Annotated in this window: 11 protein-coding genes and 1 pseudogene; 6 read left to right on the top strand and 6 right to left on the bottom strand. The window is 65.4% G+C overall.

The genetic code is table 11. The features are described 5' to 3' along the window. Positions 1–36 precede the first annotated feature (36 nt). Both BG61_RS14045 and BG61_RS14040 read right to left on the bottom strand, forming a co-directional pair. A complete protein-coding gene (locus tag BG61_RS14045; RefSeq protein ID WP_174479724.1) occupies positions 37–1,326 on the bottom strand; it encodes an MFS transporter in 1,290 nt (429 codons plus the stop codon). A gap of 69 nt (positions 1,327–1,395) precedes the next feature. After that, positions 1,396–2,811 (bottom strand): MmgE/PrpD family protein, encoded by a 1,416-nt coding sequence (locus BG61_RS14040; RefSeq protein WP_035934514.1) that lies wholly within the window; start codon positions 2,809–2,811, stop codon positions 1,396–1,398. A gap of 121 nt (positions 2,812–2,932) precedes the next feature. Here BG61_RS14040 and BG61_RS14035 point away from each other — a divergent pair, with 121 nt between their 5' ends. Further along, positions 2,933–3,862, top strand: a complete 930-nt coding sequence (locus BG61_RS14035; RefSeq protein ID WP_035934513.1) for a LysR family transcriptional regulator — start codon at positions 2,933–2,935, stop codon at positions 3,860–3,862. A gap of 168 nt (positions 3,863–4,030) precedes the next feature. On the opposite strand, the gene BG61_RS14030 is transcribed toward BG61_RS14035, so the two are convergent. Further along, the gene (locus tag BG61_RS14030; RefSeq protein WP_035934511.1) at positions 4,031–5,446 is read right to left on the bottom strand and encodes a cation:dicarboxylate symporter family transporter; all 1,416 of its coding nucleotides are present in this window, start codon (positions 5,444–5,446) and stop codon (positions 4,031–4,033) included. Positions 5,447–5,470: 24 nt separating this feature from the next. Then, complete coding sequence (locus tag BG61_RS14025; RefSeq protein ID WP_035934510.1) at positions 5,471–6,841, bottom strand: class-II fumarase/aspartase family protein; 1,371 nt, start codon at positions 6,839–6,841, stop codon at positions 5,471–5,473. Positions 6,842–6,983: 142 nt separating this feature from the next. Here BG61_RS14025 and BG61_RS14020 point away from each other — a divergent pair, with 142 nt between their 5' ends. From BG61_RS14020 to BG61_RS14000, 5 genes are all read left to right on the top strand, one after another. Continuing rightward, complete coding sequence (locus tag BG61_RS14020) at positions 6,984–7,715, top strand: GntR family transcriptional regulator (RefSeq protein ID WP_035934509.1); 732 nt, start codon at positions 6,984–6,986, stop codon at positions 7,713–7,715. Positions 7,716–7,874: 159 nt separating this feature from the next. Further along, on the top strand, positions 7,875–8,951 hold the full coding sequence (locus BG61_RS14015; protein ID WP_035934508.1) for an LLM class flavin-dependent oxidoreductase: 1,077 nt from the start codon (positions 7,875–7,877) through the stop codon (positions 8,949–8,951). 22 nt (positions 8,952–8,973) lie between these two features. Next, positions 8,974–9,798 (top strand): class II aldolase/adducin family protein, encoded by an 825-nt coding sequence (locus BG61_RS14010; RefSeq protein WP_051672507.1) that lies wholly within the window; start codon positions 8,974–8,976, stop codon positions 9,796–9,798. Beyond that, positions 9,798–10,394: a cysteine dioxygenase family protein gene (locus tag BG61_RS14005; RefSeq protein WP_035934507.1), complete on the top strand. Its 597-nt coding sequence runs from the start codon at positions 9,798–9,800 to the stop codon at positions 10,392–10,394. Before BG61_RS14010 ends, BG61_RS14005 begins: the two co-directional genes overlap by 1 nt. Beyond that, entirely contained in the window at positions 10,391–11,989 is a 1,599-nt protein-coding gene (locus BG61_RS14000) for a rhodanese-related sulfurtransferase (RefSeq protein WP_035934506.1), read from the top strand. The genes BG61_RS14005 and BG61_RS14000 overlap by 4 nt, the downstream gene beginning before the upstream one ends. Positions 11,990–12,059: 70 nt before the next feature. Here BG61_RS14000 and BG61_RS13995 read toward each other — a convergent pair whose 3' ends face one another. Together BG61_RS13995 and BG61_RS13990 are read right to left on the bottom strand one after the other, a co-directional pair. Beyond that, positions 12,060–13,055 (bottom strand): ABC transporter substrate-binding protein, encoded by a 996-nt coding sequence (locus BG61_RS13995; protein ID WP_035934641.1) that lies wholly within the window; start codon positions 13,053–13,055, stop codon positions 12,060–12,062. A 48-nt stretch (positions 13,056–13,103) separates the two neighbouring features. Next, a pseudogene (locus BG61_RS13990) lies at positions 13,104–13,354 on the bottom strand (sulfonate ABC transporter ATP-binding protein); the annotation flags it as partial.

The raw sequence follows: 13,354 nt of genomic DNA, 5'->3' as shown, positions 1-13,354 counted from the left end.
CAGGCGGGTTGCCAGCATCGGGCGCGGTGCACGCCGCTACTGGCGTGCTTCTTCGTCGATAACCGAACGATGGCGCGTCTCGGGCATCAGAAGATAGGTGACGAGCGACACCGCCGCGCACGCGCTCACGTAGTAGAAGAACCATGACTCGTGACCCGCGTGCTTGAAACGCAGCGCGAGGTACTCGGTCGTGCCGCCCATCACCGACGACACGATCGCAAACGGCAAGCCGACGCCCAGCGCGCGGACCCTCGCGGGAAATAGCTCCGACTTGACGAGCCAATGGATCGACGAGAAGCCGCTGAGTATGCCGAGCGCCGCGAGGTTGAGCGCGAACGCGGTCAGCGCGCTATGCGTCGTGCCGAGCGCGTGCATCAGCGGCACGGTCAGGAATGTGCCGCCCACCCCGAATATCATCAGCACTGGCCGTCGCCCGACGACATCCGACAGCAACCCGAACAACGGCTGGCAGCACATGTAGATCACGAGCGCGACGGTGGTAATGAGTGTCGCCGTATCGCGGCTGAAACCCGCCGTGTTCACCATGAACTTCTGCAGGTAGATGGTGAACGTGTAGAACGCAACCGTGCCGCCGATGCTGATGCCAATCGTCCAGAGCGTCTGACGCCGGTGAAGAACCAGAAGCGCCAGCAGACTGCCCCGTTGCGCCTGACGCGCATGCGTGCCCGCGGATTTCGCGTCGCTTCGCTCGAACGCATCGGTCTCCGCAATGCCGCGCCTCAGATAGAGCGCGAAGACCGCGAGCGCCCCGCCAATGGCGAATGGAATGCGCCAGCCCCATTGCTCGAGTTGCCCGGGGCTCAGCACGAGGCGTTGCAGCACGAGCATCAGCGCCAGCGCCACGAGCTGTCCCATCACAACTGTCACCTGCACGAATCCGACGAAAAAGCCGCGCCTTCCCGTCGGCGCCATTTCGCTCAGGTACGTCGCGCTCGTGCCAGCTTCCCCGCCCATGCTGAACCCTTGCAGAAGACGTGCGCAAATCAGCACGGCAGGCGCGGCGACGCCGATCGACGCATACGTCGGCGTAAGCGCAATGATCAGGGAGCCCACGCTCATCATCGCAACCGACACGCTCAACGCAACTCGACGCCCACGCCTGTCCGCGAGCGCACCGATCACCCAGCTTCCGAGCGGCCGCACGACATACCCGATCGCCGCCACGGCAGCCGCGTTGAGCAACTGCGCGGTCTGATTGCCTCCCGGAAAGAATGCCTTGCTGAAATAGATCGAGAAGATCGAATACGCAAGAAAGTCGTACCACTCGATGACATTGCCCGCGCTGCCGCCGATGATCGAACGCATCCGTTCGCGCCGCGCGGCGGGCGAAGCGGACAGGCCAAGTTCGTGCGGAGTGGCGGCCACGATGTCTCCTTACGCTGCGGTTGCCAACAGCCGCGCGAGCTCGCCCGCGTCCGGCTGGCTTTCGGCATGCATCACCCAGTCGACGATGCGCGATATCCGCGCGGCGTCGACCCGGTGCGCGGCGAGCTTCCTCATCTTCGCGACGATCTCGGCTTCGCTCGCAAACGCGTGTTCGCTGCCGCGCTGCGCCTCGACGGTTTCTTCCAGCCGCGTGCCATCGCGCAGCAACACTTCCACGCGCACCATGTGCCGAAGCATCGGGCCGCGCGCCGTGATGGCCGGATCTTCGAGCACCTGCACCCGGTCGGCCAGCGCCATGCGCTGCGGGTCCGCGACCTTGTCCTCGCTGAACTGGCCGACGAATACGTCGCCTTCGAGCAGCAGCGTGGCGACGCAATACGGCAGGTTCAGTTGCGCCGAGGTGAGGCCCTGCGGCACATACTTCCAGCCAACGTGATCCACGGTCACGCGAGAGCCGTGCACGACGACGCGCTCCACGTCGCCCGCCCCGAACGGACGGCGCGCCTGCATGGCGCGGATCGCGTCGAGTGTCGTGTGGTTGCTGCCGACGCATGAGTAGAACTTCAACGCGATGCGCATGGTCTCGAAGCGCACGCCCAGGCCATCGACGAGTTGCGCCAGATCGAAGCGGTCGGTCGAGCGCGAGAACGTGCTGCAGAAGCCGCCGTACGGGTTCTCGAACACATCGACGATGCCCGTAAAGCCGTTCTGCGCGAGCAATGCGCCATAGAGTCCGCTTTGCGCCGCACGGCCTGCGTGCATCCGCTTGACCATCGCGCCAAACTGCGCGGCCATCAGGCCCGCCGACTGCGTGCCGCCGATGCCGAGCGCATGGACGGTCTTTTCCGCATCGAGCCGCAGCGCGGCAGCGGCTCCCGCCGCGGCCGCAAACACGCCGACCGTCGCGCCCGAATGCCAGCCTTGCGCAATGTGCTCCGGTCCCATGCACATGCCGACGCGCGGCCCGACTTCATAGCCCGCCACGCACGCGCGAAGAAAATCGCGGCCTGTCATCCGCAAGTTCGCAGGCAGCATCTCTGCGACGGCGAGTACCGCCGGCAACGTCACCGCCCCGACGTGCAATACGCCGACGCGATGCACGTCGTCGAGTTCGAAGCTTTGTATCAGCGTGCCGTTGACGAGCGCGGCGTGGGGCGCGGACAAACGCAGCGGCATGCCCCACACGCCGCAACCTTGCGTCGTGTCCACGCGTTGCAAGGTATCCGCAAGGATGCGGCTCCACGGCAGCCCCGCACCGAAAAGCGCACAGCCGAGCGAATCCAGAATCAGCAGCTTGATGCGCGCGCGCACCTCGTCGGGTATTGCCTCGTAGCGCAGGCCCGCCACGAACGCGGACATGCCGCCGGTATAAGGGTTTGCGCCTACATCGTTGTGCTGGTTCATCGGCCGGATACCTGAGTCGAGCGGACATGTCATGCGCTCAGTATCCGCAGCCGGCGCGCGTTTGTGAATTGCACGCGACGTGATTATTATTGCGTCACATGCAAGAGTCACCGAGGCGCAGATGAACCGTTTTCCGGGCGTCGATCTCGACGCGTTGCGGGCTTTCGTCGCGGTCGCATCGCACGCGTCGTTCAACGATGCGGCGATCGAACTGAACCTGTCCGGCTCCGCCCTGACGCGGCGTATCAAGCGGCTTGAAGAAGCGCTCGACGTCATGCTGTTCGAGCGCACGACGCGCAACGTCGCGCTAACCGCTTCGGGCGAACTGCTGCTGCCCCGCGCTCAAGGGGTCTTGCGCGAACTGGACGCCTCGCTGGAACTCGTGACCGAAGCGACGCGCATGCGCGCGGGTCAACTGACCATCGCGTGCATTCCGACTGCCGCGAAGCTCATGCTGCCGGGGATCGTCAGCAGCTTCCACAGACGGCGCCCGGAAGTGCGCCTGCGGCTCATCGAGGCCAATCTGGCGACGGTGATGCAGCGGGTCGCGAACGGCGACGCCGAATTCGGCATCGCGTTTCTCGTGAACGAGTCACCCGATCTGGACATCGACGAACTGCTCGTCGATCCGTACGTGCTGGCATGCCCCGCGGATCATCCGCTCGCTGCGGGCGAGCACGTCGCCTGGCGCGAACTGCGCCCGTGGCCCCTGATCGTGTCAGGCTCGTCGAGCGGCAACCGGCGCATGCTCGACGCCGCACTGAGAGACATAGACTGGAGGCCGGAACGGCTGATCGAGATCGAGCATCTGACGACTTCTCTCGGGCTCGTCGAAGCCGGCCTCGGCATATCCATCATCCCGCGTTGCGCGGTGCCGCGCGAGGCGGGAGCACGGATCGCGATCCGGCCGCTGGTGGACCCGACTGTCGCGCGAACCATCGGATTGATTCGCCGGCGCGATGCGGTGCTATCGCCGATCGCACGCGACTTCCGTTTGACCTTGCGCAGGATGGCGCCGGTCGATCCGTCGATGATGCGTGAACGATCCTGAGCGCACCGGGGCCGCGCATGCGATGCCGTATCCGGAGTTGCCGGGTGAGGCGGCCCGCGAGGGCGAGTCGCCGTGCGCGTTGCTTCGTGAGCGGTGACTGGCCAGTCGAGACGTGCGCGAGCGGCCAAAGCCATAAAACGCCGGCCGCTCGCAGCGGTGAAGCGAAAATCAGCGCGACGTGCCGGCCGTCGTCATCGAAATACCGCCGGGATGAGGATTCGCATCGTTCATGTCTTCGGGCAGCAGGTTGCCATCCGCGAGACTTTCGTCAGCCTGCGCTGTCGCAGGAAAGCGCTCCGGGTACAGATGACGTTGCGCAACCTCCGCGTCGAACGTGCGGGACCATTTGGCGATCACCACCGTCGCCACGCTGTTGCCGATCGTGTTGCACGTGGCAATCGCCATCGACATGAAGCGGTACACGCCGAAGATCACCGCGAGCCCTTCGACGGGCAGGATGCCCGTCGACGTCACCGTGGCGGCGAACACCACGAACGATCCGCCCGACACCGTCGCGGCACCCTTGGACGTCAGCAGCATCAGCAGCAGGATGCCGATCTGATGCTCCAGCGTGATCGGCACGCCGTAGGCATGCGCGATGAACATCACGCCCATCGACATGAAGAGCGACGTACCGTCGAGGTTGAACGCGTAGCCCGTCGGCAGCACGAGGCCAACGGTCTGCTTCGCGCAGCCGAGGCGTTCGAGCTTGATGAGAAGCCGCGGCAACGCGCTTTCCGACGAAGCGGTGCCGAGCACGATGAAGATCTCGTCCTTGATGTAGCGGAGAAAGCGCCAGAGGCTGAAGCCCGCGAGCTTCGCGATGATCCCCATCGCCACGGCGATGAACAGCGCCACGACCGCATAGAAGCTGAGCACGAGCTGGGCGAGCGCGATCAGCACGGCAGTGCCATTGCTGCCCACCGAATACGCGACCGCACCGAAGGTCCCGAGCGGCGCCAGCTTCATCACGAGATTGATGAACGAGAACAGCACTTCGGAGACGAGGTCCAGCCCTTCGTTGATCCTTACGCGCCGACGCTCGGGAATGGCAAGGATGCCGATTCCGACCATCACCGCAAGCACGACCACCTGCAGCAGCTCGCCCTTCGCAAAGGCGCCGATGAAATTGTCGGGCACGATGTGCATGATGAATTCGCTGAAGCCTTGCGGAGCGGCTTTCGTGGCGGCCGCGGGCACCGAGCCCACCGCCACCGACGTCATGCCCTTGCCCGTCTGCAGCAGGTTGCCCGCCAGCAGGCCGACCATCAGCGCGATCGTCGAGACCACTTCGAAGTAGACGATCGAGCGCCAGCCGACACGTCCCGCGCTCTTCACGTCTCCCGCCGATGCAATGCCGTGCACGATGGTGAGGAAGACGAGCGGCGCGACGCCCGCCTTGATGAGCGACAGGAAGATATCGCCCAGCACCTTGAGCTGGGCGCCGAACTTCGGAAAGATCAGGCCGACCGCAATACCGAGTATCAGTGACACCAGGACCTGCATGCCGAGCTTGCGATACCACGGCAACTTCTTCGGCGGTGCAACGATCGAGTCGTCACGTGATGCGCTATCGTTGTTCATCGTATGCTCCTCCACGCTCTTCGCTCAGATACCGCTGGAAAGTTCGATCGCCCGGTCCACCATGCGCGGCGCGAGGCCGAGATAGTTGGCGGGATCGGTCATCCGCTCGATCGCGTCGCGGTCAAAATGCTTCGTCACGCCGGGCAGCGCCGCCAGCGCTTCCGCCAGCGTGCCGCCCTTTTCGTTCACGGTGCGGCACGCGTCGTAGACGATGTCGTGCGCCTGCTGGCGCCCGGTGAACGGTGCCATCGACATCATGACCGCTTCCGCGACGATCAGCCCCCTCGTGATGCCGAGGTTGTGCTTCATGCGCTCTTCATCGACGATCAATCCGCCCAGTGCGAACTTTGCCTGATGCAGGGCGCCTGCCGAGAGAATGAAGCTTTCCGGAATCGCGATCCATTCCGCGTGCCACGGACCTGTCGCGCGCTCGAAGTCCTGAATCATCGCGTCGACCATCAGGCCCGCATGCTGGCGCACCGCCTTCGCGGCGGCAAGCATCAGTTCGCTGGAGATCGGATTGCGCTTCTGCGGCATCGTGCTGCTGGCGCCGCGGCCCTTGACGAACGGTTCATACACCTCGGCGAATTCCGTCGACGCCATGATCATGATGTCGAGCGCGATCTTGCCAAGCGAGCCCGTCACGAGCGCAAGCAGGTTGACCGCTTCGGCGAAGCCGTCGCGCGCCACGTGCCATGTCGTTGCGGGCACGCCGAGCTTCAGTTCGTCTGCGAGCGCCTTCTGCACCTCGAAACCCTTGTCGCCCAGCGACGCGAGCGTGCCTGCCGCACCGGCGAATTCGACGACGGCCACGCGCGGCCGCAATTCCGCGAGCCGCTGCTGATGCCGGTCGAACATCGCGAGCCAGATCGCCACCTTGTAGCCGAACGTCACGGGCAGCGCTTGTTGCAGGTGCGTGCGTCCGGCCATCGGCGTGTCGCGGTGCTTCGTGGCGAGGCCGGCAAGAATCGCGCGCAGTTCGCGGATGTCGCCGTCGATCGAGTCGAGCGCATCGCGCACCTGGAGCGCGACGGCCGTGTCCATGATGTCCTGAGTCGTCGCACCCCAGTGGACGTAACGTCCTGCGTCGCCGCACATCTCGACCAGCTGATGCACGAGCGGCAGGATCGGATAGCCGACGATATCGGTTTCCTCGCGCATGTGATCGAAATCGATCCGCTCGATCGTCGATTCACGCGCGATCATCTCCGCCGCTTCGCCCGGAATCACGCCGACTCGCGCTTCGGCCTTCGCCAGTGCCACCTCGACGTCGATATAGCGCTGCACCAGTGCATGATCCGAAAAAAGCGCGCGCATCTTCGCGGTGCCGAAGGCGTCGCGAAACAGAATGGAATCGACCACGGTACTGGCCATGGGGGTTGTGCGAATCGTCATGACGACCTCTCGGGTTGGCGGAATCGTTGGGGACAGGACAAGCTCTATATGTCCGGACATATGCAAATTAATATGTTCGAACATATAGAGCAAGTTATGATTTACCCTACCGTGCAGGAACGACCGCTTCGCCACTGGAAAAATGAACAGACCCCATTTCGCCGACATCGCCCGCGACCTGACCGAGGGCATCGCGTCCGGCCGCTATCCGGTCGGCAGCTACCTCCCGACCGAACTGGAACTGCGCGATCTGTACCAGACGAGCCGCCACACCATTCGCGCCGCCCTGCACGAGATTCAGCAACTGGGGCTTGTCTCGCGACGCAAGAATGCGGGAACGCGAGTCGAGTCGGCGCAGCCGAGGAACGACTTCCGGCCGTCGCTCGCATCGGTGGACGATCTCGTGCAGTTCGGCTCCGAGCACCTGCGGCTCGTGCAGTCGACGCAAGAGGTCGTCGCAAGCGGCATGCTCGCGAAGACGCTCGGCTGCCCTCAGGGCACGCACTGGCTGCGCATTTCGAGCCTGCGCATCGATGCGGACAAGGAAAGCCGCCCGGTCGGCTGGACCGACGTGTATATCGATCCGGCCTACACGGAGGTGGCCGAGGCCGCGCGCGAGCAACCGGACACGTTGATCAGCTCGCTCATCGAAGCGCGCTACGGACGGTGCATTGCGGAGATTCAGCAGGACGTGAGGGGGGTCATCGTCTCGGACGAAATGGCGAAGCGGCTGGACGTGAAAGCGGGGACGGCCGGCCTCGAAATCGTTCGCCGATATCTGGACGTCGCGAGCGCGACCTTCGAGGTGTCGATCACCATTCATCCCGCCGAACGTTTCTCGGTGTCGATGCGCCTGAAGCGCTCACAGACGTGACGTTGTTCGTATCGCCACGGCTTCCAGCGTCGATATCGTTATCTGCATTTGATATTTAATACATGCATGCCTCGATGCTAGCCTGATGGCAATCGGCAGGGCGCAGCGCAACGCAGCCCTGCTCATTCCAACAGCACGCCGCCCGGACAAGGAGCCAACGTGAGCGTCGAATTCATCGGCATGATCCAGCCGCAGAAAGTCTCGGAGACCCATCTGGCGAAGGGGCCCGCCATCGACATCGAGTATCTGCGCGCGTTCGCGCAGGCGCACGAGAACGCGGGCTTCGACCGCATCCTCGTGCCCTATCAGTCGACGAGCCCCGACGCGCTCCTCACGGTCGCCTACGCCGCCGGCGTAACGAAGCGCGTGAACTTCATGCTGGCTCATCGTCCCGGCTTCGTCGCACCCACGCTTGCCGCGCGCCAGATCGCGACACTCGATCAACTGAGCGGCGGCCGGCTCGCCGTGCATTTCATCTCGGGCGGCAGCGATGCCGAGCAGCGCCGCGACGGCGACTACCTCTCGCACGACGACCGCTACGCACGCACCGACGAATACCTGCACATACTCCGGCGCGTATGGACCGAAGCTGCGCCGTTCGATCATCACGGGCGCTTCTATCGATTCGAGCAGGCCTACTCCGACGTCAGGACGAAGCAGGCCCCGCACGTTCCGATCTATTTCGGCGGCGCGTCCGCACCGGCGATCGAAGTTGCAGGCAAGCACGCGGATGTCTACGCGCTGTGGGGCGAGTCGAAGGAGCAGGTCCGCGAACAGGTGACGCGCGTGCGCGCCGAGGCCGCGAAGCATGGCAGAAGCGTGCGCTTCTCGGTATCGTTCCGCCCGATTCTCGCCGACACCGAAGCCGCCGCGTGGGAGCGCGCCGAGCACATCCTTGCCGAGACGCGGCGGCTGCGCGCTGAACAAGGGCTCGGCGAGGGTGCCCCGCTTCAGAGCGAAGGCGCGCGGCGGCTCCTCGCCGCCGCCGGCGACGGCGTGCGCGCCGACGAGCGCCTGTGGACCGGTGTCGCGAAGGAGATCGGCGGGCGCTCGAATTCGACGGCTCTCGTCGGAACGCCTGCGCAAGTGGCAGAAACGCTCGCGCAGTATCACGAACTCGGCGTGACGACGTTCCTGATCCGCGGCTTCGATCCGCTCGAAGATGCGATCGACTATGGCCGCGAACTGATTCCTGCAACGCGCGAACTGACCTCGCGCGTTGCTCACGCCGCCTGAACCGCGAGAGGATTTCCGAGCGATGAGTCTCACCATCACCCAACCCATCACCGGCGCGCCGGCAATCGCGCGGCACGCCGAGCCGTTGCGCAAATTCTGGTTCGACGAAACACCCGCGCCTGCCAGTGTCGCGGCCGAGCGCCGCCATCGGCAGGAACGCCTTGCAGCGGCGTTTCGCATCTTCGCGCGCTATGGCTTCGATCAGGGGCTCGCGGGGCACATCACCGCGCGCGATCCGGAGTGGCCCGATCATTTCTGGGTCAACCCGCTAGGCAGGCACTTCGCACGCATGCGCGTGTCGGACCTGCTGCTCGTGAACGGCGCGGGAGAAATCGTCGTGGGCAAGGGGCCGGTCAATCAGGCCGCGTTCGCGATCCATGCGGCGATCCATGAAGCGCGCCCCGACATCGTCGCGGCCGCGCACACGCATTCGCTGTATGGGAAGGCGTGGTCCACGCTCGGCCGCAAGCTCGATCCGCTCACGCAGGACTCGTGCTCGTTCTATGAAGACCACGCGCTCTTCGACGATTTCCAGGGCGTCGTGCTCGACACGAGCGAAGGCGCGCGCATTGCCCATGCACTGGGATCACGCAAGGCCGTGATACTCAGGAACCACGGCATTCTCACGGCGGGTCCCACGGTGGAAGCGGCCGCGTGGTGGTACATCGCGCTGGAAAACGCCTGCCATACGCAATTGCTGGCCGAAGCCGCCGGCACGCCGCAGCGCATTCCACACGACGTGGCCTCGCTCACGCACGATCAGGTCGGGCGTCCGGGGGGCGCGCTTTTCTCTTTCGAGAGCCTGTACGATGGGCTCGTCGAAGCAGAGCCGGAACTGCTCGACTGATGGCCATGGCAAAGTTGCGGCGCTTCGTCGGCGAGATCGCCGAGCTGGTGGATGCAGCGCCCGCCGAGCATGAGCTGATCACGCGCGGTTCGGAATCCTTGCGCCGCCTCGTCGCCGCCGACGACTGGCTGCCCGCCGCCTACGCGACGCCCTCGCCCGAGCGCTATCAGCAGTTCCTGCTCTACGCCGATGCGCGCCAGCGCTTCTCGGTAGTGAGCTTCGTCTGGGGTCCGGGGCAAAGCACGCCGGTCCACGACCACACCGTGTGGGGCCTGATCGGCGTGCTGCGCGGAGCCGAGCGGGCGCGCGCCTACGGCCGGGCCGCCGACGGCACGTTGATCGAAAGCGATGAGGACAGGCTGCTCGAACGCGGTGCCGTCGAAGCGGTGTCACCTGCAATCGGCGACATTCACCGCGTGAGCAACGCTTATGATGATCGCGTGTCGATCAGCATTCACGTCTATGGGGCGAACATCGGAGCGGTATCGCGTTTCGTGTATCCGCCCGATGGCCCGCCGAAGCCCTTCATCTCGGGATACTCGAACGACACGCTTCCCAACCTCTGGAATTCTGGCAAGGAACGAACGACTCCATGAGCACCTTCCCGCAGCGCACCTTCGAGGATGTGCGCGAAGCCCTGCTTTCGAAGCGCGAGATCGCGCTCGTCGACGTGCGCGAAGAAGACCCGCACGCGCAGAGCCATCCTCTTTTCGCCGCCAACCTGCCGTTCTCGAAGCTCGAACTCGAAGCCTATGCGCGGCTGCCGCGGCGTTCGGTGCCGATCGTCGTGCTCGACGCGGGCGAAGGTCTCGCCGAGCGCGCGGCACAGCGCCTCGCTCAGCTCGGCTATGCGAATGTCGCGCTCCTCGACGGCGGACTGGAAGGCTGGACACGCGCAGGCGGCGAAGTGTTCCGCGATGTCAATGTGCCGAGCAAGGCGTTCGGCGAGTTCGTCGAAGCGAAACTGCATACGCCGGCGCTGTCGGCGGAAACCGTCGAGGCGCTGCTCGAGAGCGGCGAAGACGTGGTCGTACTCGACGCACGCCGCTTCGACGAATACCGCACCATGAACATCCCCGGCAGCATCAGCGTGCCGGGGGCCGAACTCGCACTGCGCGCCCGCGCGCTCGCGCCAAACCCGGCCACGCGCGTCATCGTGAACTGCGCCGGCCGCACGCGCAGCATCATCGGAACGCAGTCGCTCGTGAACGCGGGATTGCCGAATCCGGTTGCGGCCCTGCGCAATGGCACGATCGGCTGGACACTCGCCGGGCAGGCGCTCGAGCACGGCAGCGCGCGCACGTTCGAGCCAGCGGCGGGACGCAGCGCCGAGGATCTGCGGCAATCGCGCGCGGCGGCCCGTGCGCTCGCGGATCGCGCCGGCGTCACACGCACGACGCTTGCGCACGCCGCGCGCTGGGCCGAAGACGAGTCACGCACGACCTATCGCTTCGATGTGCGCACGCCCGCCGAGTACGAGCGCGCGCACGCACCCGGATTCCGCAGCGCGCCCGGAGGCCAGCTCGTGCAGGAGACGGAGATGTTCGCCCCGGTGCGCGGCGCTCGCGTCGTGCTCTTCGATGACGACGGCGTACGCGCGAACATGACGGCGTCGTGGCTCGCGAAAATGAACATCGACACGGTCGTGATCGACGGCGCAACGGGCGCCGACGCGAGCGAAAGCGGCGCCTGGCGCGGCCCGGCGCCGGTGCCCGCCGATTCGCCGACGGTCACGCCGGCCGAACTCGCCGCGCTGCTCGATGACGACAAAAGCGAAACGCTGGTGCTCGACGTCACTGCGAGCGCCAACTACGTGAAGGCGCACGTGCCCGGGGCGTGGTGGATCATCCGCTCGCGCCTCGCGAACGACTTGCGCGCGCTGCCCGAAGCGAAGCGCTACGTGATCACCTGCGCATCGAGCGCGCTCGCGCGCTTCGCAGCACCGGACGTCGCGGCACTGACCGGCAAACCCGTGCATGTTCTCGAAGGGGGCACCTCCGCGTGGATTGCCGCGGGACTGCCGGCGGAAGACGGCGATACACGCCTCGCGTCACCGCGTATCGACCGCTATCGACGGCCGTATGAAGGAACGGACAACGCACGTGAAGCGATGAACGCGTATCTGGAATGGGAGTATGGCCTCGTCGCCCAACTCGAACGAGACGGGACGCATGGCTTCTTCGTGATTTGAACGGTCGAGGAGACGCGCCGCCCGTCAGGGCGGTGCGTCGTGATGCGGTGACTGCCACGCGAGATTTCGCTCAGGCTTTCGCGAGGTAGTCGCTCACCGCGATCTTCTGCGGCAGCACATTGCGCGCGGCGAGCCAGTCGGCCGCCTTCTGCAACTCCTGCACGAAGGGCTCGTCGCCGACGCCGTGCATCGTGTACCGACGCTTCATCGAAGTCAGCGTGTCGCGCACTTCATCGCTGTAGTTGCCCTGCTTCTGCGCGATCGCCTCTGCCTCGGCGGGATGCTCCGATGCCCACTTCGCCTCCTGCGCATACGCCGCATTGACGGCTTTCACGAGACTCGCGTTGTCTGCCGCGAACTTTCGGGTCGTGACATACGAATTGAAATCGATCTGAAAATCGAGGTCACGCCCTTCGAGAAAGATCGTATGGCCCTTGTAGTTCGCTCGCGCGATATCGACGCCCGGACTCCACATCGACCACGCATCGACCTTGCCTTGCGAGAACGCCGGCGCTGCGTCGGGCGGATTGAGATAGACGAACTTCACGGCATTGCGGTCCACCTTGTGCTTCTCCAGCGCGGCCACGACGAGGAATTCGCCGAGCCCCGAACGGTTGACCGCAACCGACTTCCCGGCGAGATCCTCCACGCGGTCGATGCCCGATCCGTCGCGCGCGATGATCGCCGTGCTGCGCGGATCGACCACGCAGAAGTTGGTGAAGACGAGCGGCGACCCTGCGATCATCGCGGCGAGCGCGGGCGTCGTGCTGCCGCCGAAACTGAAATCGGCGCTTCCGCCCGTCACCGCCTGCAGCGACGGCGCATGGTTCGGGAACGGGCCGATCCATTCGACCTTGATGTCGTCCTTCGCAAGCGTCTTCTCGAACTGGCCGCGCTCTTTGGCGAGCAGCGGCAGGCCGCCGAGCCCCCAGCCAAGGCGCACGGTGTCCGTCTTGCGGCTGCCGCACGCGGCGAGGCCCGTTGCGAGCGCCGAAGCGGCGAGGGTCGTTTGCAGAAAGCGCCGGCGCGACCACGCCGGATAGAGCGAGCTGAATTCGTTGGACATGGAGAAAATGGACAGATTGAACGCGGTGCAGCGCACCGCGCGAAGGAACTACGATTCGACGCCGACACCCAGTTCGGCCAGGAGCGTGTCGCGCAGCGCATCGTGTGCGTAGCTCGACACGACGTATTCGCCCGCGATCGCGCCGTCGCGCATGACGAGCGCGCGATCCGCGAGCGCGATGGCCTCGTCCACGTCGTGCGTGACGAGCAGCACCCCGGGCCGATGGTGCTCCACCAGACGCTTCACCAGGCGCTGCATCCTGATGCGCGTGAGCGCGTCGAGCGCGGCGAACGGCTCGT

Origin of the sequence: Caballeronia glathei (assembly GCF_000698595.1) — a bacterium.
Classification (GTDB): domain Bacteria; phylum Pseudomonadota; class Gammaproteobacteria; order Burkholderiales; family Burkholderiaceae; genus Caballeronia; species Caballeronia glathei.
The sequence above is the reverse complement of the archived record's forward strand: the minus strand, read 5'-3'. Positions and strand labels throughout refer to the sequence as shown.